This is a genomic window from Rhodococcus sp. (in: high G+C Gram-positive bacteria) (assembly GCF_049286785.1).
GTDB lineage: Bacteria > Actinomycetota > Actinomycetes > Mycobacteriales > Mycobacteriaceae > Rhodococcus_F.
The window spans coordinates 18,357-43,479 of sequence record NZ_JBAQEO010000575.1 but is presented as its reverse complement, the minus strand read 5'-3'; the positions used below and the strand labels follow the sequence as shown (position 1 = coordinate 43,479).

Here is a 25,123-nt window from a genome sequence, read left to right as displayed (position 1 = left end):
CCGACTCCGGCACCACCGGGAGCACCACGTTCCAGGTCACCAACAACGGCAGCAAGGTCACCGAGTTCTACGTCTTCGCCGAGGGCGACCGGGCCATGGGCGAGGTGGAGAACATCGGTCCGGGCCTCACCCGTCAGCTCATCGTGTCGCTCCCCGAAGCAGGCACCTACCAGCTGGTGTGCAAGCCGGGAATGGTCGGGACCGGAATCCGCCGGGACTTCACGGTCACCGGCGACTCCACGAGCCCCGAGGACGAGAACGGGCAACTGGCCGCGGCCGCCGACGGATACCGCCGCTACATCCGCAGTCAGGTGGTGGCACTCCAGGACACCACGCGGCAGTTCGCCGACGCCGTGAAGTCCGGCAACATCGACCAGGCCAAGGCCCTGTTCCCCGTCAGCCGCACATATTACGAGCGGATCGAGCCGGAGGCAGAGAGCTTCGGCGAGCTCGACCCCAAACTCGACCTGCGCGAAGCCGACCTCGAGCCCGGACAAACGTGGACCGGCTTCCATCGCCTCGAGAAAGACCTCTGGGTCACCGGCCTCCAGCCCGATACGAATGCGATCGCCGATCAGCTGGTGGTCGACATCCGGTATCTCGCCGAACAGGTCGATGCCGAGGACTACACGATCGATCCCACCAAGATCGCCGGCGGCGCACAGGGCCTGCTGGACGAGATCTCGACGTCCAAGATCACCGGCGAGGAAGACATCTTCTCCCATACCGACCTGTGGGACTTCCAGGCCAATGTGGACGGCTCACAGGCCGCCGTGGCAGCGCTGCAACCGATCATCGACGAACGCAATCCTGCGCTGGCCGAGAGCATCACACAGCGCTTTGCCGACCTCGATACCGAATTGGCTCGGTACCGCCGGGGTGACGGATTCGTCTTCTACGACACCGTGACCGCCGAACAGCGACAGGCACTCTCCAGGAAAATCGATGCGCTCTCGGCTGACGTCAGCCAGGTGCAGGGCGTAGTGGCAGGCGCATAGTCGTGACCGAACCCGAAGTTACCCCAGCATCGAGCCAGCACACCGGACTGTCGCGGCGCCGCCTCTTCGGAGCGGTGGGTGCGGGCGCCGCTCTCGCCGGAGCGGGCGCGCTCGTGGGGCGTGCCACCGCCCCGGACGCATCCTCGTCGCACGCCGACGTGGTCGCCTTCCGCGGTGGGCACCAAGCCGGAATCGTCACGCCCGCCCAGGACCGTATGCATTTCGTCGCGTTCGACGTGACCACGGATTCCCGTGAGGAACTCGAGGCGCTGCTGAAGACGTGGACGGAGATGGCCGAGCGCATGACCGCCGGCCAGGAGGCAACGCCCGATGGTGCGATCGGCGCCGGGGACTTCGTTCCGCCGACCGACACCGGAGAGGCTTTGGGACTGGCCGCCTCCCAGCTGACCCTGACCATCGGCTTCGGCCCCTCGCTGTTCGACGACCGCTTCGGCCTGTCGTCCAGGAAACCCGCCGCGCTGGTGGACCTGCCACATTTCCGGGCCGACAATCTGGACCCCGCGCGCAGCGGAGGCGACATCGCGATCCAGGCGTGCGCCAACGACCCGCAGGTGGCGGTGCACGCCATCCGCAACCTCGCTCGGGTCGCCTTCGGGACGGCGTCGGTCCGCTGGTCCCAGCTCGGGTTCGGCCGCACCTCGTCCACCTCGACCACTCAGACCACCCCGCGAAACCTGTTCGGGTTCAAGGACGGAACGAACAACATCAAGGCCGAGGAACCTTCGGTTACGGACGAGCACGTCTGGGTCGACCCCGGTGACGACCAGCCCTGGATGGGCGGTGGGTCCTTCCTGGTGGCCCGGCGCATCCGGATGCTCATCGAGCAGTGGGACAGAACTGTGCTGCACGAGCAGGAAGCCGTGATCGGCCGGGCGAAAGGCAGCGGCGCACCGCTCGGCGGCACGCACGAATTCGACGAACTCGACCTCGAGACCACGATGGGACACGACCCCGTGATCCCCGTCGATTCACACGTCCGCCTGGCATCCGCGCAGGAACTCGGCGGCGTCCAGATCCTGCGGCGTGGGTACAACTTCACCGACGGCTCGGACGGGTTCGGCCACCTCGACGCCGGACTGTTCTTCATCGCCTACTGCCGCAATCCCGTCGAGCAATTCGTGCCCATGCAGCTCAACCTGTCCCGGCACGACGCGCTGAACGAGTACATCCAGCATGTCGGTTCGGCGGTCTTCGCCTGCCCGCCGGGACCTGCCGACGGCGAGTACTGGGGTCAGGGCCTGTTCGCCTGAACCCTGCGTCGATCCGCACCCCTTCCGGCTCACCCGGCCCAGTAACTCGACCAATCCTCGGCGCGCAGAGCGGTCTTTCCCTCCGCACGGGCAGCCTCTTCCACCCCCCGGACCTGCGCGATGAATGCGTGTGTCACGGCACGAAGTCGCTCCTCCGCCTCGGCCACCCCGATGAGTCCGTCCCCCAGTTCGGCGGGCACGAGTTCGGGCGGCAGCCCTGCTTTGCTCGCCCGTGCCACCACCTTGGCGGCCAGCGATGCCGCGGGCTGACTCATCGCGATACCGTCGAGGCACGACCGGCGACCCTTCTCCGCCGCCTTCCGCGCCTCCCAGGCACGCTCCTGCTCCGCGATATCGACGGGGCCGACCACATCCCGGCCGAGATGCGGGCTGCGATGCACCAGTTTCGCCACCAGCGTGGCGGCCACGTCATCGACGTCGAACCGGTCGGATGCCGATGCGATCCGCGAATGGAACAGCACCTGCAGCAGTAGGTCGCCCAACTCCTCCCGCAGGTCCGCGGCATCGGAGGATTCGATGGCGTCGAGCACCTCGTACGTCTCCTCGACGAGGTAGTGCGAGAGGCTCCGGTGCGTCTGGGTCACTTCCCAGCCGCCGTAACTCCAGAGCTTGTCCATCACCTCGGCCGCCTCGACGAGGTTGTCGCCGGGTACTTTCGGCGCGGCGATCACGCGGTCTCCGGCTGCTACACGCGCCCGGACGTCGGCGTGCTCCGGGTCGGTACTCACGAGCACGCCGGCATCCGCAGCTTCGGTGAGCAACGCGCGGACACCGGCGGGAACCTCCTCGGTGAAACAGACCCCCCCGCCGATCACGCCGACCGCTTCCATCGGAATCGTCGCCGGACGCAGCGGGTCGAGCAGGATCACCGTCATCGATCTAGGCCTCCATCTGCACGGACCCGGCGGCCTTGCCGTCCAGCGCGAGAATGAAATCGGCGATGTATTGCAGCAGTTCCACATCGCGCACCCGGTCGGCACCGACGCCTCCGGTCCCCACCCGCGGCAACGGCAGCTGCACCATGCCCGTGGTGGCCCGGTACTGGGCGCTGGGATAGATCCGCTTCAGCCGCAACTGCTTCGAATCGGGAAGAGCCATGGGCGCGATCTTCAGCTGAGTGCCCACCACGGACACCTCCTCGAGACCGTACTCGCGGCACAGCAGGCGCAGCTTGGCGACGGAGACGAGTCGCCGTACCTCCTCCGGCACCGGCCCGTAGCGGTCTACGAGTTCGTCGACCACAGCGGCTATACCCTCGCGGTCGCTCGCGGCGGCGAGTTTGCGGTAGCCCTCGAGTCGCAACCGGTCACTGGTGACGTAGTCCGGCGGGATATGGGCGTCCACCGGCAGGTCGATCCGCACTTCCTTCGGTGCGTCGTCCGTCGTGATCGGCCTACCGTCGGCAGCCGCCCGGAACGCCTCGACGGCCTCACCGACCAGACGCACGTACAGGTCGAATCCGACTCCGGCGACGTGCCCGGACTGCTCGGCGCCCAGGACGTTTCCGGCGCCGCGGATCTCGAGGTCCTTCATCGCCACGGCCATACCCGCCCCGAGATCGGAGTTCTGCGAGATGGTGGCCAGCCGGTCGTAGGCCGTCTCGGTGAGCGGCTTCTCCGGCGGATAGAGGAAATAGGCGTAACCGCGGTCGCGGCTGCGTCCCACCCGGCCGCGCAGCTGATGCAACTGCGAAAGTCCCAGCGAGTCGGCCCGCTCGACGATCAACGTGTTGGCATTGGAAATGTCGAGGCCGGTCTCGATGATGGTGGTACACACCAGCACGTCGAATTCACGCTGCCAGAAACCCTGCACCGTCTTCTCGAGTCGGTCCTCGTTCATCTGACCGTGCGCAACCGCCACGCGGGCCTCGGGAACGAGTTCGCGAATACGCTTGGCAGCCTTGTCGATCGAGCTGACCCGGTTGTGGACGTAGAACACCTGCCCGTCGCGCAGCAGTTCACGGCGAATGGCGGCAGCCACCTGCTTGTCGGCGTACGCGCCCACGTACGTGAGGATGGGATGCCGCTCCTCGGGAGGAGTGAGGATCGTGGACATCTCACGAATGCCCGCCATGCTCATCTCCAGAGTTCGCGGAATCGGCGTTGCCGACATGGTGAGCACGTCCACGTGCGTCCGCAGCGCCTTGATGTGCTCCTTGTGCTCGACGCCGAATCGTTGCTCCTCGTCGACGATCACGAGGCCGAGGTCCTTCCACCGGATTCCCGTCTGCAGGAGCCGGTGCGTCCCGACCACCACGTCGATGTCACCGTCGGCCATCCCCGCAATGATCTCCTTCGAGTCCCCGGCGTCGGTGAACCGGGAGAGACCGCGGACCTTGACCGGGAACGCCGCCATCCGCTCGGTGAAGGTCTGCAGATGTTGTTGCGCGAGAAGCGTCGTCGGGACCAGGACCGCCACCTGCTTGCCGTCCTGAACGGCTTTGAAGGCGGCACGCACCGCGATCTCGGTCTTGCCGTAGCCGACGTCGCCGATGACGACCCGGTCCATGGGGACCGGCTTCTCCATGTCAGCCTTGACCTCGCTGATGACGGTCAGCTGATCGTGGGTCTCCGTGAACGCGAACGCGTCCTCCATCTCCTTCTGCCACGGGGTGTCGGGTCCGAAGGGATGACCCGGCGCGGCCTGGCGCGCGGCGTACAACTGCACCAGCTCGCCGGCGATCTCCCGAACCGCCTTGCGCGCCTTGCGTTTGGTGTTGGCCCAGTCGGAACCGCCGAGCTTGCTCAGCGCCGGCAGCTCGCCGCCCACGTAACGCGACAACTGGTCGAGCGACTCCATCGGCACGAACAGCCGGTCCCCCGGATGTCCCCTCTTGCTCGCGGCGTACTCGATGACCAGGTACTCACGCCGTGCCCCGCCGATCGTGCGTTCCACCATCTCGACGAAGCGTCCGATGCCGTGCTGATCGTGGACCACCATGTCACCGGCCGCCAACGCGAGTGGGTCCACCTGATTGCGGCGCTTGGCGGGAAGCCTCTTGCCGTCGCCGACCGCGGCCACCCGGTTACCGGTCAGATCCGACTCCGTGACGACGACGAGTCCCGGGGTCGAGTCGTCACCGGGTAGTACGAGCCCGTCGTGGAGCGATCCTCGCAGCACACCCACCTGTCCACGCGGGGGTTCCGCGCCCGGCAACAGTTCGGCGGCGGGCACCTCGGCCTCGTGCATTCGCTCGAGCGCACGGTGCGCCGTTCCCGCGCCGGCAACCACCACGACGGCCCGCCCGCCGGTCGTGACATGCGCGCGCAGGCTGACGAACAATTCCGACAGCAGATCGTCGGACCCGCGCACCTGCGGGGCCGGCGTGACCGCGAGTTCGAGCTCCTCACCGTTGCCGGAGGCCAGCGGGCTCAGGCTCCACCACGGCCGTCCCGACGCCTCGGCGGTGTCGCGTACCTGGCGCAGGGAGCGGTAGGCGGAGGCCCCGAGGTCGACGCCGCCACCTTTGAGGACCGACGTGTCGAGCGGGGCGGCACCACCGACGGAGGCAGCTGTCCACGACGCCTCGAGGAACTCCTGGCCGGTGCGCACCAGATCGGTGGCGCGGGTCCTGATCTTCTCGGGATCACACAGCAGGATGTGCGTGTTCTCCGGTAGCACATCCGTGAGCAGTTGGAGCTGGCCCGGACGCAGCACCGGCAGCAACGCCTCCATGCCTTCGACCGGAATGCCCGCAGAAATCTTGTCGAGCATGTCGACGAGCGCGGCGTCCGCCTGGTTGTCGGCGGCGAGCTGAGCCGCCCGGTCCCGGACGTCCTCGGTGAGCAACAACTCGCGGCACGGCGGCGCGATCACCGCGTCGATCTCGAGTTCGGGCAGCGACCGCTGATCGGCCACCGAGAACGGCCGCAGTTCGGTGACCTCGTCGCCCCAGAACTCGACACGGACCGGGTGATCGGCGGTGGGCGAGAACAGGTCCAGGATGCCGCCCCGGACCGCGAACTCGCCGCGCTTACCCACCATGTCCACACGGGTGTAGGCCATCTCGACGAGCCTCTGGAGCAGCCCGTCGAAATCCAGTTCCGACCCCACCCGAAGGGTGACCGGTTCGATCTCCCCGAGCCCGGGCGCCATGGGCTGCACCAGGGAACGCACCGTGGTCACGATCACCCGGAGCGGGGCGCCGTACGAGCGGTCGTCGGGTCGCGCGAGCCTGCGTAGGACCTCCACCCGCCGGCCCACGGTATCCGCACTCGGCGACAGCCGCTCGTGCGGCAGCGTCTCCCAGGACGGGAACTGCGCGACGGCGTCGCCGATCATCTCGCGCAGTTCGGCGGTGAGATCGTCAGCCTCTCGACCGGTGGCGGTGACCAGCAGCAGCTGGGTGCGTTCGGCGATCGCGGCAGCCACGAACGGACGGGCCGGGACAGGGGCGACGATATCGAGGTGGTCCCGTCCGAGTGCCTCGGTGACCTGTGCCAGGACTCCGTCCGCCAATGCGACCTTCGCAAGCCCGGCGAGCGGAGTTTCAGGAGCGGATGGCTCGGCGGGGATGAGCGGGGATGACAACGACGCACTCCTGAGCAGTGATGACGAACTGCCGGCGAACAGCTCGGGCCGGGACCAACGGCCAGTTGCGGACTGAGCCAGCCTAGTCGATACCGAGCAGGTGCGGTCCCCGGTCCTTGCCGGTCATGGCCGGGTGGACCTCAGCGTCCGTTGGCGAGTCGAGCGCCCGCACGCAGTCACCGAGGATCCCGTATGAATACAGGAGGTATCCCAATGTGGCGATAAACATACTTTCCAGTTTGTGTTGGGTGGCCACGGCACCTCGACACTACAAGCCGACCTCGATGGAGCCTTTCTCCAGCAGGCTCTCGATGTCCGCCGCCGATACCGGCCGGCTGAACAGGAACCCTTGGGCACGATGACATCCCATCCGCAGCAGTTCCCGGGCGGCCTCGACATTTTCGACGCCCTCGGCGACCAACTCGAGACCGAACGACTCCGCAAGTCCGACGATGGACTTGACGATCGCACGATCACTCGGATTGGTGTCCAGATTCATGACGAATCCCTTGTCGATCTTCAGTGCACCGACCGGTAGGGCCTTGAGATGACTCAGCGAGCTGAAACCCGTCCCGAAGTCGTCGATCGCCACCTCCACGTCGATCGCGTGAAGGCCCTCGAGGGCATCACGCGTCCACGCGAGATCGCTCAGAACCGCATTCTCGGTGATCTCCAGGCACAGTGAACCCTTCTCGAGCTCGAATTCCTCGACCGCATCAGCGACCACATCGAGGAAGTCCAAACCCGCCAGTTGCCCCGGCGAGACGTTCACTCGAAGGGTCAGTTCGACTCCGGGTACATTCGACCGCCACCGCCACCACTGCCTGCACGCGGTCCGGATCACCCATCGGCCGAGCTCCCCCGCCAGGTTGGTTGCCTCGGCGACATCGATGAACGACGACGGCTGAAGCAAGCCCAGGATCGGGTGGTTCCAGCGCACAAGCGCCTCCACGCCGAGGATTCGACCCGTCCGCAGGTCGACCTCCGGCTGATACTCGAGGAAGAGCGCGTTGTCCGAGATGGCAGAGCGCAAGCTCAACTCGATCATGTTGCGCTTTTCGCTCTCATGGTGCATTTCGTCGGTGAACACACTGATGGCATTGCCGCCTTTGGTCTTGGCCGCCATGACGGCCTGATCGGCGTGGCTGAGCAGAGAACTCGCGGTGACTCTTCCCGGATATCCCACCGCCACGCCGATGCTCACGCTGCGACTGACCACTTCACGGCCGAGACGCACACGCTCGGTCACGACATCTCGGATTTCGCCGGCACGTTTCTCCGCCTGCTCCAGATCCACCGATCCGCCCAAGACGAGCACGAACTCGTCCCCACCCAACCTCGCCACGAGATCGTCTGCATTACAGCACGCGCGAAGTCGATCCGCGGTGGTCGAGATGAATCCATCGCCCGCCCCGTGACCGAAGTAATCGTTGAGCGGTTTCAATCGGTCGAGATCGAGGAAGAGGACGGCGACCGGGCCGGGCTCGGCGGACCCCAGCCGGCTGTCGAGGTGACGGTAGAGGACTCGCCGGTTGCTCAGGCCAGTCAGCGAATCATGGTCGGCCAGGTACCGCAGTCGCTCCTCGACGAGGACCCGAGCCTGTACCTGCGCCAGCAAGGCAGCGATCGCCTTGAGGACGTCGACTTCCGGAAGCGTCCAGTCACGGTCGCCGAACTTGATGAAGCCCAGCGCGCCCGTGGTGACGTCCCCGGACAGCAACGGTACGGCCGCCAGGGAGACCTCCTCGACGCCCGACGCCTCGCGAACCCGCTCGTCGTACTCCGGATCGGTCACAGCCGGACGGCTGATGATCACTTCCTTCAGGTTCTCGTTCATGGCGAAGATCGCATCCGCATCCTTGAAGTACACGGTTCCGATCGGGTCAGGATCCGGAATGTGCGGTCGAGGAGGCCATTCCGCGATGAGGACCGTCGCATGAATCTCGTGATCGTTGAATCGGAGAAAGCACGTGTCGACCTCGAAATGCTCGACGAGGTCCTGGAGAACCCTGGTGACAACCGGGATGAACGACACCGAATCAACGGGCGTCAGCCGGGAGGCCACCGTCGTCACCAGGATGTCGAGCTTCGCACTTTCCACGGCGCTTCCTTTCACCATCCCGCCCGGCGGACCCGATCCGATAGGCGCGCGCTGCGCACCGACGGTTCCGGCGCACGGCTCAGACGCATCACCAACGCCGGCGATTCGCCCGCTTTCGCCCCGACGACATCCAGGAATTCCTGCTGGAGCAAACCCAGTGATGTCGCATACCGGGGCGACATGTTCGCAAGTTCCGACTGCTCCACAGCGTAAAGGAAGACCGGTGAGATCGGATGGACCGCCAGACCATGTGCCTGTGCGTCGATCCACACACTCTCGGTCGCGGCACCACCCCGAACGTAGTCCAACGAAGAGGTTCCGGTCACCATGACCACCGCGACAGAAGTGCTCGACATCACCCGGTCACGCATGGAACGGCCGAGTGCCTGCCCGCTGTCCTGGGCGGCGAGTTGGACCATGACCTCGGGCCTGCGCAGCAACGTGAGGGTCGAAAGGTCGGCAGAATCCAACTCCAGCGCCCGAACATCGATTCCGGTCTCCACCGAATCGAGGGGTGGCCACCGCAACTCCCCGACCATTTCCTGGTGCAGTGTCGGCGTCAGGAAACGAATCCGGTCCGACTCGGCCAGGATGTCACCCAGCGCGGCCATCTCGGCCGGTGCGGTCACCAGGCACAGGCGCGCACCTTCCCGTGCCGCCGCCTCCTCGAGGAGGACCACCTGTGCGTCACTCAATTCCGCAGGCACTCCGAGAGACCGGTTCGTGGCCCGTCGAAGCATCTGCTCGTACCGGCCCGCGAGGGCGGGGTCGGCGCCGGTGCCGAAGGTCATGGACGCCACCACGTCGCCGGGACCGGCGTCGTACAGGCGCACGGATCCGAGTAGCCCGGTGGCCGCTGCAGCGATCCGGACATTGTGCAGCGCGGCACCGATCGCCACGTGACTTCCGCGGTGCCGGACGTCCATGGCCGTCGTGTACTCGGGATCCAGGACGATGCTGAGCTCGTTGTCGTCCGCGACGATCTTCCAGGGCTGAATATTTCCGCCGGAAGGCGCGCGCGCAGCGGCCCTCACCACGGCGTCCACCCGGCCCTCCCGATTCGCCGGCACCTCCGGCACCACCTCCTCGACATCGGAAACGCCAAGGGGCACAACCGGCTTCGGAGAGATGAGAGCGTCGAGGTGTTCGTCCACGTCCACTCGGCACCGACCCGACTCGAGCGGCTGGCCCAATCCGACACGCCGCACCGCGGCGGCCACTTCGGCGCCGCCGAGGAGTACCTCACCACCGAGCTGGGGCCACGTGGAAATGCTCTCGTCCACCTCGACCAGCGACGCCGCCATCGTCGCCGACAATTGGCCGGCATCGAGCATCTGGAGCACCAGAGGAATCTTGTCTCGGGAGCTCAGCCCCGCGAGTGAATCGACATCGATATCACCGATCATGCCGTGGAAGATCGGCCGTTCGGGGTCCAGGTCGAATCTCTCGACGTCCAGCAGACCCCGGTCACTGGTAGCCATGAGTACCGGCAACCCGATACGACGGGCCTCTCGCCGTAACGACACCTTGACGTCGAGTGCATCGCACTCGTCGACGACCACGTCGATACCGGAAAGGAAATCCTCCACCGACTCGGTCTCGAGCCCGTTCTCCCACAACGACACATCGAGATAGGGATCGATCTCCGCGATACGCCGGGCGGCCACGACCGCCTTGTTCACCCCGAGATCGAACACCGTTGCCGGAACACGATTGAGGTTGGACAGTTCGAGCGTGTCGAAATCGGCAAGCCGAAGGGCACCACACACTCCTTCCAACGCCAGCGCAAGCGCGACCGCGTGGCCCACGCTCAGACCCACGATCCCCACGGTCAGCTGCCTCAACCGCACCTGTTCGCGCGCCGTGATCTTGTTCCTGTTCCGGTCCAGCCGTAACAAACTGAACGAGGAGGGACCGAGAAGGCGGACCACTGTCCGCCGCCACGAGTAGTACGCCCAGACGGCCGGTTCCTCGAGGATCGCGGGATCGGGTCCGGGAACAAGGGATCGAAGATTCGCCTGCTGTTGCTCCAAGTGGTCGACGAACGTTACGGCGGGGTCGGTGCGTAGACGATCGAGCAACACCAGGTCCTCGACCCGATCCTCGTCGAGCAGGAGTGCCGCGTAGTCACCGGTCGAATACGTCACGAGACGCTCCGCATCGGCAGGACGACCTCGTCGTGTCGTGTTGCCGACGTCTGCGTCCGCCCGGACGCTGTGAACAGCAGCTGAGACAACTGCAGCGACTCCGCTCGTCCCCGGGGCCGACTGCGATCCCACCACATCAACCGGGTTTGATACCGATCATCGGGATAGGGCACTGCGGCAATGTGCTCGGCCACGACACCGCCCGACGACTCCCACGTCTCCAGAACATGTGCGCCGGCCGTGGCCATCATGAACTGCACATCCAGCAGATCCATCGAGAAGGAGGCGAAACGACCGACTGCAGCGGCGAGTTGACTGCGGTGCGCAGCGTTTCCCGACACCCAGGCCCCCTTGGCCTCGACGACCCCGAAAGGCAATCTGTCCTCGATCATCCGGCGAACGGCGGGCGCACCGGCGTGGCCTCCCCATTCCGTCACCGCATGGGCCTCCCCGGCAGAGACGTAAGGGCCCTGGGCCCGTACGCCGGCCGCCACAGATCCGTCTTCGGCGATGGCGGCGAAGAACACCGCCGTCGTGTCACCGTTCCGAATGCTGTTGTATTCGAGAGCCTTCTCAGCTCCGTATCTCCGGTACCCGGCCAACGCTCCCTCGAGGTAGGCATCCCACAGTTCGGGTTCCCAGGCAGGGCGTGCCGCGACAAACCTGCACTGTGAGCGTGAATCCCATACACTCAGTGTCCTGGTCAGTGGCGAGATCTCGCTAGGCAACGCGTCTACGAGCTGAGTTCGAGAATTCTGTAAGAACATCGGCTTTGTCCAATCCGGGTCGGTGTGTAGAGTCACGGATCTGACGGGTCACGAGGTCGACTCACACTCGTCGATGGACAACCCGGTTACAGATGCTCGTGAATGCACATTTTCCGCGCTCTACCCGCGTTTGTCACCAGCGGCGCAAAAAGCGCAAAAAGCGGCGAAACACACCGTATTTCGATCGGAATCTTTCCCAGAAATTTCAGGCGAGCGAAATAAACAGTTCCACTTGGTTCGGCGGCCGGAAGACTTCTACTTCTACTGTGTAGGCCCGCTCGATACGGCCGTCTTTCTCCGCGATCTCGACCTGCATCCACACGTCCTCGATGGGATCCGAACTCCGCCCGTCAGGAGTGAACCGAGCAAAGAATCCGGCCGGGACCGGTGCGAGCACATCCCCGATCTGGAGGTCGTCCAATCCTGAACAGCGATATCCGATCACCGCAGTCCATCCCATGTCCGGAACCGCCACATAGACAGTGGACAACTCGTCCACCCCGCGCTGTTGAAGGCGCTCACGGGTGAACTTCATCAGGTCCGACGAGTGCAGAGTGGGACCCAACTCCATACGCGGCAGCACGAGACCGCCGAAACTGGACGCCTCACGCTTGACGATTTCGAAACTCATCGCGGCCCCTGCTTTGTGGCCGGCGGAACAATCGCTACATAAAGATCGATTCCGAAAGCGTGCGGGTAATACTCGAAATCTCCTGTGAAGGAGCGCTCGATCCGTTTCGAGTCCTCCGCCTCACGGATCTGTCCCCAGAGTGCGTCGAACAGGTCGGGGAAGGTTCCGACAGAAGAGAATTTGGCATAGGTGCCGGCCGGCAGGCGTGACACGATGTGCCCGGGGGCCGCCTGTTCGAGACTCGAGCACTGGTATCCCACGATTTGCGTGTAGTACGAGCTGATCTCGGGAACATGGTCGACGTAGGCCGACGCCAGAGGCCGATCCACGTTCTGTGCGAGAAGGGTTGACCACGTCTTCTCGAGATCCCTGTCGCGGGCTTCACCCAGCGCTCGTTTAGGACTTCGCACTGCCAGCCCAGCGACCAGCGTCTCTTCGCGTTCGACAATGACGAACGGCATCAGGCGACCCTCCGGCATCGTCGGCACATTGGGCGTTCTAGGACAGGTACCGTCGCGCTCCTGCATCCAGGCGACGAATCACCACGATACCCTGTCGCAACTTCACGCTCCGATGGCGGCCCTGAACTTCCTGCAACACAAGGCCCGACCGCGTCACCCATCGTGTGATGCACGCGACACCGAGGATGCCCGGCCCACCATGCCTGTCCCGCAACAACACCTGCGATGTGCTGGGCGGCGCGGATGCTCAGCGCAACAAACGACGAGTTGCGAACTGCCGAAAATAGACCAGCTTGGAAGGGTCCACCAGTCCGGGAAGAATGAAGTACCAGACCCGTTCCATACGCCGAGGCAGTTCGTCGAACGCCTCGGTCGCGCTCGCGAGGATCTGCGCACCCAGCAACGACCCGAGCAGGAAGGTGGCGAGCACCGACGTCGACGCCTCCTCCTCGGCGACCATGTCGCCCTCGTCCACAGCGCGTGCGACCAGGCGCTCGAATTCGTTCTGCCACGAGGCGGCGACGTTGCCGTCGGTTCCCTGATAGTCCCCGATTTCGTGATGCAGCCGCAGCATTGCCGCGACGATCGGATCGGAACTCGCTGCCTCGATCGCGACGTACGACAGAGCGACGAGCGCCTCGAGAGCGGGGGTCGGCCCATCGCTCACCGAGGTCACACCTGCGGCCAGACGCTGCTGACCCTCGTCGATCACACCACGGGCCAGGTCTTCCTTCGAGCTGAAATGAAAGTACAACGCACCCTTGGTGACACCGGATTGCTCGATGATCTCGTTGAGCCCCGCATTTGCGTACCCCAGGCGAAGGAAGACATCGGCGGCCGCCAAAAGGACCGAGGCACGAGTCACCTCTGCCCGAACCTGTCTCGCCATCGACTGCCTCCCCAACGACCCCCTCTTGGGGTGCGAAAACTCCCCCGAACCCTAACACTCGTGAGGCAGTGCACCATCGAAGATGCACCGTGAGTCCGGAAAACTATACACGCTGGCTATGCTGACGGGCCCGGCCGATCCGTTCCCAACTGGGGGTCCGCCTCGAGGTTGGTCAACCCGTTCCAGCACAGGTTGACGAGGTGAGCGGCCACGACTTCCTTGGGCGGGGTGCGTTCGTCGAGCCACCACGTTGCAGTTGTGGACACCATACCGACCAACGCCTGAGCGTAAAGCAGGGCGAGGTCCGGGTCGAAGCCTCGACGCGAGAAGTCGCCGGCGAGGATGTGCCCCACCTGGCCGATGGCCTCGTTGAGCAAACTCGAGTAGGTGCCGTCGGGAGCCGCCACCGGCGAGTCACGCACCAGGATCCGGAAGCCGTCGGTGTGTTCCTCCACGTACGTGAGCAACGCGAGGGCCACTCTCTCCACCCGGACGCGGGACCGATTCTGCTTCAACGAGGACGTGATCATCTCCAGCAACCGGGACATCTCGCGGTCCACGACGACCGCGTAGAGGCCTTCCTTGCCCCCGAAATGCTCGTAGACGACCGGCTTGGAGACGTGGGCGCGCAGGGCGATCTCCTCGATGGACGTGGCCTCGTAGCCGCGCTCCGCGAACAGGGCACGCCCGATTTCGATCAGTTGCTCGCGGCGCTGCGTCCCCGTCATCCGGGTTCGTACCGGGCGCTCGGGAGTCGCGTCCACGTCGGTGGATCGAGGCACCGATACACCGTCCTTTCCTGACAACTCGCGACCGGCATGCGTCGCGGGCGTTGTAGAGATCATGCAGGTGACAACCACTCTATCGGGATACCCGACACAATTTTCCGGAGCGGTTCGACCCAGGGCGGGTCGGCATGCGAGGATTCTCTCGCGCATACGGGCGTGACACCCCGCGTGCGTGGCAGTCCGCCGTGGTGTAATGGCAGCACCTCTGATTTTGGTTCAGATAGTTCAGGTTCGAGTCCTGGCGGCGGAGCGGAGCCTGCGGAGCGGTTTGTGCAGGTGAGCGGAGCCTGCGGAGCGGTTGGTGCAGGTGAGCGGAGCCTGCGGAGCGGTTTTGCGGCCCGCGCTGATGAGATCAGCAACAGTAGAACGACGCAGAGGGAGCTTCATGCCAGTGCAGACCGCCGTGGTCGTCCTCGCCGCCGGTGCAGGAACTCGAATGCGGTCGAAGACCCCCAAGGTGTTGCACACCCTGGGCGGGCGCACGATGCTCGCTCATTCCCTGTACGCGGCCGCGGAGGTCGATCCGGCGCACCTCGTTGCCGTTGTCGGGCATGACCGGGAGGTCGTAGGGAGTGCTGTCGCCAGCCTCGAGGCCGAACTCGGGCGAACGATCACCGTCGCCGTTCAGCATGAGCAGCACGGCACGGGACATGCCGTGCAGTGCGGGTTGACTGCTCTACCCCACGATTTCCAGGGAACTGTGCTGGTCACCGCTGCTGACATCCCCCTCCTCGACGGGCACACGCTGTGCGCCCTGGTGGACGAGCACCGGAGCGAGCCGACCCGGGCTGCGGTCACCGTGTTGACTTTCACGGCCGCCGATCCCACCGGCTACGGCCGTATCGTGCGTGAACCACTCGACGGCGAGATCGCGGAGATCGTGGAAGAGGCGGATGCCACCGAGAAGCAGGCAACGATCACCGAGGTCAACGGCGGTGTCTACGCGTTCGACGCCCAGTTCCTGCGGTCGGCTCTCGGACGCCTCAGCGCGGACAACGCCCAGGGCGAGTTGTATCTGACGGATGTGGTCAAGATCGCCCGAGAGGCCGGCGAGGCGGTCTTCGCTGCCCACCTGACGGATGCCGCGAAGGTGTCCGGGGCGAACGACCGCGTCCAGCTGTCGAAGCTGGCTGCCGAACTCAACCGCCGCGTCGTCGAGGGGTGGATGCGGGCCGGCGTCACCGTCGTCGACCCGGCGAGCACCTGGATAGATGTGGGCGTCACACTCGGCCGTGATGTCACGATCCACCCGGGAGTGCAACTACTCGGCCACACCGTCGTCGGTGAGGACGCGGTGATCGGACCGGACAGCACTCTCACCGATGTTTCGGTGGGTGTGGGTGCCAGCGTGGTGCGCACCCACGGCTCGGATTCGACCATCGGCGCCGGCGCCGTTGTCGGACCCTTCTCCTACCTGCGGCCCGGGACGGCCCTCGGAGCCTGCGGCAAACTCGGTGCGTTCGTCGAGACCAAGAACGCCGACATCGGGGCGCATACCAAAGTTCCTCACCTCACATATGTGGGCGACGCCACCATCGGCGAGCACAGCAACATCGGTGCGTCGAGCGTGTTCGTCAATTACGACGGCGTCCACAAGAACCGTACCGTGGTGGGGTCACACGTCCGGACCGGCTCGGACACCATGTTCGTCGCTCCGGTAAAGGTCGGTGACGGCGCCTACACCGGGGCCGGCACCGTGCTGCGAAACGACGTACCACCGGGGGCGCTCGCCGTCTCCGGCGGGAAGCAGCGCAATATTGAAGGCTGGGTGCAACGAAATCGGCCCGGTTCCGCGGCCGCGGAAGCTGCGGCTGCGGCCCTACGGCACCCCAGTTCAGCTCAGCACGAAATCGATCAGCAAGAACAAAAGGATGGCAAAGAGCAGTGACCTCGAATTGGATCGACAACCAGAAGAACCTCATGCTCTTCGCTGGTCGTGCGCATCCGGAGCTGGCCGAGCAGGTCGCGAAGGAACTTGATGTGCGGGTCACCCCGCAGACCGCCCGTGACTTCGCCAACGGCGAGATCTTCGTCCGCTTCGAGGAGTCGGTGCGCGGATCGGACGCCTTCGTGTTGCAGAGCCACCCGGCCCCGCTCAACACGTGGGTCATGGAGCAGCTGATCATGATCGACGCCCTCAAGCGCGGATCGGCCAAGCGCATCACGGCAATCCTGCCGTTCTACCCGTACGCCCGCCAGGACAAGAAGCACCGCGGACGCGAGCCCATCTCGGCGCGTCTCATCGCCGATCTGCTCAAGACCGCGGGTGCCGACCGGATCATCACGGTCGATCTCCACACCGATCAGATCCAGGGCTTCTTCGACGGCCCGGTCGACCACATGCATGCCCAGGGGCAGCTCGCGGAGTACATCCGGGGCAATTACGGCACCGAGAACATCGCCGTCGTCTCCCCAGACTCCGGTCGTGTCCGGGTCGCGGAGAAGTGGGCGGATACGCTCGGCGGCGCACCGTTGGCCTTCATCCACAAGACCCGCGATCCGCTGGTGCCGAACCAGGTGAAGTCCAACCGTGTGGTCGGTGACGTCGAGGGACACACCTGCATCCTGATCGACGACATGATCGACACCGGTGGCACCATTGCCGGCGCCGTGAAGATCCTCAAGGAAGCCGGCGCCGGTGATGTCATCATCGCCGCCACGCACGGCGTCCTGTCCGATCCCGCAGCCGAGCGTTTGGCCGCGTGTGGTGCGAAGGAAGTAATCGTCACCAACACGCTGCCGATCGAGGAGTCGAAGAAGTTCCCGACCTTGACGGTCCTGTCGATTGCCCCCCTGCTGGCCCGCACCATCAAGGAAGTTTTCGAGAACGGCTCGGTGACCTCGCTGTTCAACGGCAGCGCGTAGCCTTTTTCTGTGTTCACCGGAATTCCCACAGCGGCCCTCGATTTCTACGAAGATCTCGAGGCGGACAACAGCAAGAGTTTCTGGACCACCCACAAGAGCGTCTACGACGGCGCCGTGCGTGCTCCGATGTCCGCACTGCTTGCGGAACTCGAGTCGGAATTCGGATCCGGGAAGGTCTTCCGCCCGTACCGCGACGTCCGGTTCTCGAAAGACAAGACGCCTTACAAGACCCATCAGGGCGGCTTCGTCGAGACACGTCCCGGAGTGGGCTACTACGTCCAGATCGACGCCTCCGGACTCTTCGTCGCGGGTGGCTTCTATTCGCATACTCCTCTCCAGGTGACCCGATTCCGCGACGCCGTCGACGACGAACGGAAGGGCCGCGCACTCGAACGTCTGGTTCGCACGGCGAAGTCGGCGGGGTACGAGATCGGCGGCGACCGGTTGAAGACACGTCCTCGCGGAATCGCCGAGGACCACCCGCGCCTCGACCTTCTCCGGCACAAATCGCTGACGGCGAGTCGTAGTTACCTCTCTCCCGAATGGATCGCGACACCGCGCACCGCGGACGAAGTGCGCACGGCATGGCGGGAGTTGCGACCACTCGTCGAGTGGTTGACCACTGTGGTCGGGGCGGGAGAATAAGACCGATCGGTTGGGAAATCACGTGGGGCACACAGCTTTCCCCAGCCTGTTCACACCCGAAACATGATTTCCGTCACCATGGGCGGAAGAACCGCAGGTCGTACTTACACGGGTGTGGCCCCCGGGGTCGCAGTACCCTAGGGTGGCTCGTCGTGGTTGACGCGCAAACTCTCTCGGGCCCTATCGATATCGCTGCAATAAGGAACGTCCGGCGTTGGTCGCCGGGGTCGTGCGTTTGGTGCGGAGACGACAGTGCGGTGGAGATGTTCCGCAACGAACCCCGCTGTGGCACTTGCCGTGAGAAAGAAACCGTGATCGACGAAGCTCGTCGGTTCCTCGGCATGTACGGACTGCGTCCCCTCGGTGGGACTCTGCAGTCCGACGACGACGAAGAGCGCGAACACCGCGTCAATGCCCGGGACGCTCGTCGCGAACTCAACGACATGAAGCTCTCCGAACTCCCCGATCCCGCCGCGGTCCGCAAGGCGTTGCGCCCCCGGGCAGCAACGGTGGTGTCGGAATCCCGCAGCACCTCGCATTCCGGCATCTCGGCCGCCTCGGCGGCGAAGCGTGCGGGCGGATCCCGGACCTCCGCCACCCCGCCGGCAATGCCGGTGCGAACGGGCGCTGTGGACGTGGCCGCTCTCGAAACCCGCGTCACGGGCCTTCTCGATCAGCTGTCGTCCATCGACGCCCAGATCACCTCGATCGGTGAACCGGCGGGCCTGGCGGCGCGTGCACGGATCGGCGATCTCGAGAAGCAGCGCGCGACTGTCCTGCGTACCCTCGCAGCCCTCGAGAAGGCACGCATCTCCGCGACCCGCTGACCGTCGACACGCCGCCCCGCCGCCATTGACACTTCTCCATATGTGTCTCATGATCGACACATGTCCCCTGATGTGTCGAGCAACGTCGCGTACCTTCCGCGGTCGGGCGAATCGTGGCGCGCACCGTGGCAGATGTATGCCGCGCTGCGGGACCACGATCCCGTCCACCACGTGGTCCCCGACAACGATCCTGCGAGCGATTACTGGGTGCTGTCCCGGCACGCCCACGTCTACGCTGCCGCACGGGATGCCGACACCTTCTCCTCGGCCTCCGGTCTCACCACCACGTACGGCGAACTGGAGAAGATCGGCCTCCAGGACAATCCCCCGCTGGTGATGCTGGATCCCCCCGATCACACCGCATTCCGGCGCCTGGTGTCGAAGGGTTTCACACCGCGGCAGGTCACTGCCGTGGAACCGGCTGTTCGGACCTTCGTCGTCGAGCGGATCGAGCGACTGCGGCAAGCCGGCACGGGTGACGTGGTGAAAGAGCTGTTCAAGCCGATGCCCAGCATGGTGGTGGCTCACTACCTGGGCGTTCCCGAAGAGGACCGAGCCCGGTTCGACGGCTGGACGGAGGCCATCGTCGCGGCCAATGCGCAGGGAAACGCACTGCAGGCCGCCGAGGCGGTGACAGATCTTATGGGTTACTTCACCACGCTGATCGACAGACGCCGTTCGGAGCCCGACGACGACGTCATCTCACACCTGATCGGCGGAGGTATGGGCGCCGACGGCGACATCAGCGGACTGCTCTCGATCCTCGGGTTCGCCTTCACGATGGTGACGGGCGGTAACGACACCACGACGGGCATGCTGGGCGGCGCGGTGCAGATGCTCACCGAACGGCGCGACCAGCGTCGAGTGCTGATCGACGACCCCTCACTCATCGTGGATGCCGTCGAGGAACTGCTACGGCTGACGTCCCCGGTCCAGGGCCTCGCCCGTACCGCGACGCGTGACGTCGAGCTGGGCGGCACGGTCATCCCGAAAGGACGGAAGGCCCTTTTGCTGTACGGAGCCGCGAATCGCGATCCCCGCCACTTCGGTCCGGACTCCGACGAATTGGATGTGCGGCGCCGGCCCACGCAGATCCTCACGTTCAGCCACGGAGCTCATCACTGCCTCGGTGCCGCCGCCGCCCGGATGCAGGCCCGGATCGCGTTGGAAGAGCTGCTCGGGCGCTGCCCCGACTTCATCGTGGACATCGACGCCGTCGAATACGCGTCGGGAAACTACGTGCGGCGGCCCACCACCATTCCGTTCCACGCGAGCGCCTGATGAGCAGCGATTGGCTGCGCAACGAGCGCCCGCGCATCGCCGCGGAGCGCATCCTCGATGTGGCCGCTCAACTGTTCGCCGACAACGGCATCGGGAGCGTGGGGATGGCCGAGGTGGCCCGGGCAGCCGGGTGCTCCCGTGCCACGCTGTACCGGTACTTCGACAGCAAGCAGGCGCTGCAGCTCGCGTTCGTACATCGTGAGGCCCGTCGTATCGGCGCGTTGGTGGCTCGCGAAGTGTCCGGTGACGGCGACCCGCGTCGGGTGATCGTCGACGCGACACTCGCAGCGGTCCGCCTCGTGCGGGCGGATCTCACTCTGGCCGCGTGGTTCCAACTCGGTGACGCCGGGCTCGCCGCGCAGATCGCACACTCATCGGACGTCATCGAGTCGCTGGGTGCAGCCTTTCTCGGGCAGTCCGGGTTCACCGGTGACGACGCGGCCCGCCGCGCACGGTGGCTCGTCCGGGTCATCGTCTCGCTGCTCACCGTTCCCGGTGTCGACGCCGCCGACGAACGCGCCATGCTCGAGCAGTTCGTGGCGCCGGTTGTCATCCCCGCCGCGGACGAACGGGAGGCTCGTTCGATCCGCTGACCGAACGAACGTCCCACTGTGAACCCGTATCCGTGGGGACTCAGCGACTGGACGCACAGATCAACGCGAACCGCTGGTCGGGGTCGGTCCACGTGCGTTCGACGTCGAACCCGGCTTCCGACAGTTCACCTCGAATGCCGTCGAGCGTGAACTTCGCCGAGATTTCGGTGCGAAGCTGCTCGCCGTCGGCGAATTCGACGTCCAGATCCAGTTCCGCCACCCGCACCGTCAGCGCCCGGGTGGCTTCGAGCCGCATTTCGATCCACTGGTTCCCGGGATCCCATAGAGCGACGTGCCGAAATGCGTCGAGAGGAAAGTTCGCACCGAGCTGGTCGTTGAGCACCCGCAGCACGTTGAGATTGAACTGCGCCGTCACCCCGGACGCGTCGTCGTAGGCCGGCACCAGGACGGCCGGATCGATCACGAGACCCACCCCGAGCAGCAGTTGTTCCCCGGGTTCGAGAACGTCGGCGATGCCGGCGAGGAACTCGGCCCGCTCGGCGGGCACCAGATTGCCGAGCGTGCCCCCGAGAAAGGCGATCATTCGCCGACCCCCGCCCGGGAGGTGGTGCAACGACTCGGTGAAGTCGCTGACGACGCCGTGCACCGTGAGAGCTGGGAATTCCGCGGCGATCTGGCGGGTCGCACCCTCGAGTGCCGATACCGAGACGTCCTGCGGTACATACGTGTGGAGTGTGCCGTGCCTGGTGCCCGCCCCGAGCAGCAGCCGTGTCTTCTCGGACGAGCCCGACCCGAGTTCCACCAGAATCTCCGGCGACGCCACCTCGGCGATCTCCCCGGACCGGCGCCGGAGGAGTTCACGTTCGGTGCGGGTGGGAAAGTACTCGGGCAAGGCGGTGATCTGCTCGAACAGCTCACTCCCCCGCGCGTCGTAGAACCATTTGGGCGACAGCCACTTCGGGGAGGCCGTCAACCCCTCGGATGCATCCCTGCGCAGCGCCTCCTTCAGTTGATCCGGATGCAGGTACACCTCGAGCGTGGGCGTGGTGGTCATGGGGCTAGGCTCCGATCTCGAGGGGCGTCACCAACAGGTGTCCCGGACGAGCGGTCACGATGTGCCGGTCCGGAATCGATTGCCATTCAGGGTTGTCGTCGTAGGGCTCTGACGCCACGATCGCGTGTCGTTCGTCCACGATCACCGACAGCGAGTGCTCCCAGGTGGTCGCCCACAGTTCGTGGCCGTTGCCGAGCAGCATGTTCAACCTGGACCCCGGTGCGGCCTCGGCGACATCGAGAACAAGCGACGTCAGGGCCACCTCCGGGTCCTCGGAAGCGAGAGCATGCTGCAGCAGCAGCCACAATGCAGCCGAGTCGGTGGGAGCCTCGAGTTGGAGCAGTTCGCTCGCCGGCAGTTTCTCGGCAAGCACACTCAGCGATTCGAGCCACCCCCGCACCACACCGTTATGACTGAACGCCCACGTGTCGTCTGCAAACGGCGCGCACGCACTGCGCTGCACCGGCATTCCCACCGTCGCGGATCGGCTGGCGGCCACTACCGCATGGGATCTGATTCCCGGCAACATGTCCCCGATCACGGGATCCGACCACATCGGCTGATCACTGCGGTACCGGGAGAATCCATTCGCTCCCCACCACCCCACACCGAATCCGTCGGCATTGATCGTGCCCCCACCCCGCATGTCGCGAGGTGCCCACGACTGCCGCAGCATCGAATTCTCTCCCCTGCAGAGAAGATCCCCCACTGAGCGTTCCGGGCCCAGATACCCCAGGTGTCGGCACATCTCAGTATTCGTCTCCCGGAAGGTCTCGCGCGCAGCGGAACCCCGCGAAGATCTGGCGGCGGATCGGATGATCCCAGTTCCGGAAGGATCCCCGGCACGCCACCGGATCGGTGCCGAACGACCCGCCGCGCAGCACGCGGTAGTCGCCGCCGAAGAACACTTCCGAGTATTCGCGGTACGGGAACGCGGAGAAGCCCGGATACGGCTCGAACGGAGACGACGTCCATTCCCACACGTCGCCGATCAGTTGATGCACGCCGAGGGGTGACGCACCCGCCGGATAGGCACCGACCACCGCCGGACCGAGGAACCGTTGCCCCAGGTTTGCCCGTGATTCGTCGGGTCCGGTATCACCCCAGGGGAACCGGCGAGATCGACCCGTATGCGGATCCCACCGGGCGGCCTTCTCCCACTCGGCTTCCGTCGGCAGCCGCTTGCCGTCCCACCGGGCGAATGCCTCCGCCTCGAAGAAACACACGTGCACCACCGGTTCCTGGTAATGCAGCGGCTCGGTGACGCCGAATCTCCGCCGCCACCACGAATCGCGCCCGTCGTTCTCCCAGAACTGCGGCGCTTCCAGCCCCGCCTCGAGCCGGTACGCCCACCCACGCGCGCTCCACAGTTCGGGGCGCCGGTAGCCGCCGTCCTCGATGAACGCCAGATACCGCCCGTTGGTGACGGGTACCGCGTCGATCGCGAAGGTGGGAACGTGCACCTGATGTGCGGGACGCTCGTTGTCGAGCGCCCACGGATCGTCGTCGGCGCCCATCACGAACTCCCCGGCGGGAATCACCACCTCGTCCTGGGCCACCGCGCCGCCGGCACGGGGCGCCACCTCCGCCGTCAGCACCGCCGGACCCGCACGGAGTTGGTGGGTGGCGAGCATCGTCTCGGCGTGCTGTTGCTCGTGCTGGGCGATCATCCCGAATGCGAAACCGTTCTCCTCGAGCGGCCTGCCTCGAAAAGAGCTCCGGTCGAGTACATCCCAGGACTTGTCGCGAACGATACGTACGTATGCACGGGCCTCGTGCGGTGTCAGCAACGGCAACGAGGGCCGGGACGCCCGCGAATGTCGGAACGCGTCGTAGAGTTCGTCGATGTCGCGGCGAACGGGTTCGCGTCCCCCGACGTCGCGCACCAGCCACAGCTCTTCCTGATTGCCGATATGCGCGAGGTCCCACACGAGCGGACTCATCAGCGGCGAATGCTGTGCGACGAGTTCGGTCTCGTCGACACAGTCGGTCAATCCTTCGGTGCGGCACCGCGCCCTCGTCAGCACCGACTCCACCAGTTCCCGCGTACCCATCAGTGTTCCTCCCCCGGAGCGCGGCCCCGGCAACACCGTTCGGCGGCCGAATCGAGCAGCCGGACGAACTCCGGGTCCGGCGAGTACGACGCCGACAGCGACAGCAGAGCCGTTGCAGCGGCACGGATCTCGAGGTCGGCGAGACCGAATTCGGCAGCCTCGCGCCAGCATCCGGCCGTCGAACGCGCCGCGGCCAGCGCCTCCGCCATGGCACCCGGCCCCGACATCAAGGCCTCGACAGCCGCGATCGGCACCCGCCACAGATCACCGGGCTGCGCGTCGAGGTATCGGATCTCCAGATGACCCGCCGCGCGAACCGGGGGGAACAGGGTGGTGAGGTGATAGTCGAGATCGGTGAGGGTGGCCGGACGCCCGATCACCGAGTCGAGGGCCCCGTCCACCCAATCTCCGAAGGTGGCGTCCGGCGGTGCCGTCCAATCCGTTCCTGCGCCCCGCACACACAGCAGCGGCACACTCATCGCCCAGCGCGCGTAGTCGGCACTGTGCAGCACGCCCGTGGTGCGCGGAGTGTCGAGCTCGAGCCAGGTTCGCATCCGCTGCGACGCCCACTGGCCGTCCGGCACGCCGTACAGGCGAGGTGAACAGGCGAAGGCTGCGACCAGAGCCGGGCCGATGGCGTGGAGGACGTCCCAGCGCAGGGCCACCGCGTCCGCGTCGGCTCCCGCGTCGACACTGATCTGGGTGGCCGCGGTATTGCACATCATGAGCTGCCCGAAGGGCCCGATACCGACAAACCGCGATTCCATGGCGCAATAGCGCGGGGATTGAAGCAGGCGCTGCGGAGGACGACGAGTATCGGCAGCGTCCGACAGCATGGAGATCGAGCGGGACGACAGAAGATCCGAGAGAACCACTTGGTCGGCGGTGAGATAGTCACACAGTTCGCGGGCGGAGTGGCAGGGAGCGCTGGACAGTTCGATCTGGCCGCCTGGTTCGACGGTGACCGCGCTACCGCCGGGCAGACTCGCAGACGGCGAGGAAGGGTCGATGGACGTGGGGGCATGGGGTCCGAGCGCTTGCGCCAGCACACGCAGATCGGGCCGGACGTCATCGGGCAGCACCGCGGTGAGCCATTCCAGTTCCGCGCCGATCAGTTGCGGTGGACCCAGTTTGAAACAGACCCCGCCGATGTACGCCTCTGCCGCCGGCCTCGACGTGAGACACGTTTCTTCGACGGACGGTACTGCACGAGCCGATCGAACCGCGGTAGCCATTCGA

At 65.6% G+C, this 25,123-nt stretch carries 22 protein-coding genes and 1 tRNA gene; 9 read left to right on the top strand and 14 right to left on the bottom strand.

From position 1 onward, the window contains the following. On the top strand, nt 1–998 hold a 998-nt coding region (gene efeO, locus WAW17_RS20950; protein WP_422334834.1), incomplete at its 5' end, for an iron uptake system protein EfeO. Nucleotides 999–1,000: 2 nt separating this feature from the next. Beyond that, nucleotides 1,001–2,269, top strand: coding sequence for an iron uptake transporter deferrochelatase/peroxidase subunit (gene efeB / locus WAW17_RS20945; protein WP_422334833.1), 1,269 nt, complete (start codon nt 1,001–1,003; stop codon nt 2,267–2,269). Nucleotides 2,270–2,298: 29 nt separating this feature from the next. Here the strand turns inward: efeB and WAW17_RS20940 are convergent, their stop codons facing one another. The 10 genes from WAW17_RS20940 to WAW17_RS20895 form a co-directional block, all read right to left on the bottom strand. Next, nucleotides 2,299–3,165, bottom strand: a complete 867-nt coding sequence (locus WAW17_RS20940) for a MazG family protein (RefSeq protein WP_422334832.1) — start codon at nt 3,163–3,165, stop codon at nt 2,299–2,301. A gap of 4 nt (nt 3,166–3,169) precedes the next feature. Then, nucleotides 3,170–6,820, bottom strand: a complete 3,651-nt coding sequence (gene mfd / locus WAW17_RS20935) for a transcription-repair coupling factor (protein ID WP_422334831.1) — start codon at nt 6,818–6,820, stop codon at nt 3,170–3,172. 82 nt (nt 6,821–6,902) lie between these two features. Continuing rightward, complete coding sequence (locus WAW17_RS20930) at nt 6,903–7,049, bottom strand: hypothetical protein (RefSeq protein ID WP_422334830.1); 147 nt, start codon at nt 7,047–7,049, stop codon at nt 6,903–6,905. A gap of 39 nt (nt 7,050–7,088) precedes the next feature. Further along, nucleotides 7,089–8,921 carry a putative bifunctional diguanylate cyclase/phosphodiesterase gene (locus tag WAW17_RS20925; RefSeq protein ID WP_422334829.1) on the bottom strand — a complete coding sequence of 611 codons (1,833 nt, stop codon included), beginning with the start codon at nt 8,919–8,921 and terminating at the stop codon, nt 7,089–7,091. Between the two features lie 11 nt (nt 8,922–8,932). After that, on the bottom strand, nt 8,933–11,068 hold the full coding sequence (locus tag WAW17_RS20920; RefSeq protein WP_422334828.1) for an Rv1355c family protein: 2,136 nt from the start codon (nt 11,066–11,068) through the stop codon (nt 8,933–8,935). Beyond that, entirely contained in the window at nt 11,065–11,835 is a 771-nt protein-coding gene (locus tag WAW17_RS20915) for a hypothetical protein (protein ID WP_422334827.1), read from the bottom strand. The genes WAW17_RS20920 and WAW17_RS20915 overlap by 4 nt, the downstream gene beginning before the upstream one ends. Nucleotides 11,836–12,040: 205 nt before the next feature. Beyond that, nucleotides 12,041–12,466, bottom strand: a complete 426-nt coding sequence (locus tag WAW17_RS20910) for a hypothetical protein (RefSeq protein ID WP_422334826.1) — start codon at nt 12,464–12,466, stop codon at nt 12,041–12,043. Next, a complete protein-coding gene (locus WAW17_RS20905) occupies nt 12,463–12,927 on the bottom strand; it encodes a GyrI-like domain-containing protein (protein WP_422334837.1) in 465 nt (154 codons plus the stop codon). The genes WAW17_RS20910 and WAW17_RS20905 overlap by 4 nt, the downstream gene beginning before the upstream one ends. A gap of 247 nt (nt 12,928–13,174) precedes the next feature. After that, nucleotides 13,175–13,816 carry a ScbR family autoregulator-binding transcription factor gene (locus WAW17_RS20900; protein WP_422334825.1) on the bottom strand — a complete coding sequence of 214 codons (642 nt, stop codon included), beginning with the start codon at nt 13,814–13,816 and terminating at the stop codon, nt 13,175–13,177. Between the two features lie 116 nt (nt 13,817–13,932). After that, nucleotides 13,933–14,544, bottom strand: coding sequence for a TetR/AcrR family transcriptional regulator (locus WAW17_RS20895; RefSeq protein ID WP_422334836.1), 612 nt, complete (start codon nt 14,542–14,544; stop codon nt 13,933–13,935). A 239-nt stretch (nt 14,545–14,783) separates the two neighbouring features. Between WAW17_RS20895 and WAW17_RS20890 the strand changes: the two genes are divergently transcribed. From WAW17_RS20890 to WAW17_RS20860, 7 genes are all read left to right on the top strand, one after another. Next, nucleotides 14,784–14,854: transfer RNA gene (locus WAW17_RS20890), tRNA-Gln, on the top strand. A gap of 135 nt (nt 14,855–14,989) precedes the next feature. After that, on the top strand, nt 14,990–16,492 hold the full coding sequence (gene glmU, locus WAW17_RS20885) for a bifunctional UDP-N-acetylglucosamine diphosphorylase/glucosamine-1-phosphate N-acetyltransferase GlmU (RefSeq protein ID WP_422334824.1): 1,503 nt from the start codon (nt 14,990–14,992) through the stop codon (nt 16,490–16,492). Next, on the top strand, nt 16,489–17,469 hold the full coding sequence (locus WAW17_RS20880; protein ID WP_422334823.1) for a ribose-phosphate diphosphokinase: 981 nt from the start codon (nt 16,489–16,491) through the stop codon (nt 17,467–17,469). Before glmU ends, WAW17_RS20880 begins: the two co-directional genes overlap by 4 nt. Before the next feature lie 9 nt (nt 17,470–17,478). Further along, the gene (locus WAW17_RS20875; protein WP_422334822.1) at nt 17,479–18,114 is read left to right on the top strand and encodes a DUF2461 domain-containing protein; all 636 of its coding nucleotides are present in this window, start codon (nt 17,479–17,481) and stop codon (nt 18,112–18,114) included. A gap of 152 nt (nt 18,115–18,266) precedes the next feature. Then, the gene (locus WAW17_RS20870) at nt 18,267–18,941 is read left to right on the top strand and encodes a hypothetical protein (protein ID WP_422334821.1); all 675 of its coding nucleotides are present in this window, start codon (nt 18,267–18,269) and stop codon (nt 18,939–18,941) included. A 60-nt stretch (nt 18,942–19,001) separates the two neighbouring features. Further along, nucleotides 19,002–20,222, top strand: a complete 1,221-nt coding sequence (locus tag WAW17_RS20865; RefSeq protein ID WP_422334820.1) for a cytochrome P450 — start codon at nt 19,002–19,004, stop codon at nt 20,220–20,222. Next, nucleotides 20,222–20,815, top strand: a complete 594-nt coding sequence (locus WAW17_RS20860; RefSeq protein ID WP_422334819.1) for a TetR/AcrR family transcriptional regulator — start codon at nt 20,222–20,224, stop codon at nt 20,813–20,815. The genes WAW17_RS20865 and WAW17_RS20860 overlap by 1 nt, the downstream gene beginning before the upstream one ends. A gap of 40 nt (nt 20,816–20,855) precedes the next feature. On the opposite strand, the gene egtD is transcribed toward WAW17_RS20860, so the two are convergent. From egtD to egtA, 4 genes are read right to left on the bottom strand one after another with little or no spacing between them, the layout of a single operon-like run. Further along, entirely contained in the window at nt 20,856–21,830 is a 975-nt protein-coding gene (gene egtD, locus WAW17_RS20855) for an L-histidine N(alpha)-methyltransferase (RefSeq protein ID WP_422334818.1), read from the bottom strand. A 4-nt stretch (nt 21,831–21,834) separates the two neighbouring features. Next, a complete protein-coding gene (egtC, locus tag WAW17_RS20850; protein ID WP_422334817.1) occupies nt 21,835–22,578 on the bottom strand; it encodes an ergothioneine biosynthesis protein EgtC in 744 nt (247 codons plus the stop codon). A gap of 1 nt (nt 22,579) precedes the next feature. Further along, on the bottom strand, nt 22,580–23,884 hold the full coding sequence (gene egtB / locus WAW17_RS20845; protein ID WP_422334816.1) for an ergothioneine biosynthesis protein EgtB: 1,305 nt from the start codon (nt 23,882–23,884) through the stop codon (nt 22,580–22,582). After that, nucleotides 23,884–25,119 (bottom strand): ergothioneine biosynthesis glutamate--cysteine ligase EgtA, encoded by a 1,236-nt coding sequence (gene egtA, locus WAW17_RS20840; RefSeq protein ID WP_422334815.1) that lies wholly within the window; start codon nt 25,117–25,119, stop codon nt 23,884–23,886. Before egtA ends, egtB begins: the two co-directional genes overlap by 1 nt. Nucleotides 25,120–25,123 lie beyond the last annotated feature (4 nt).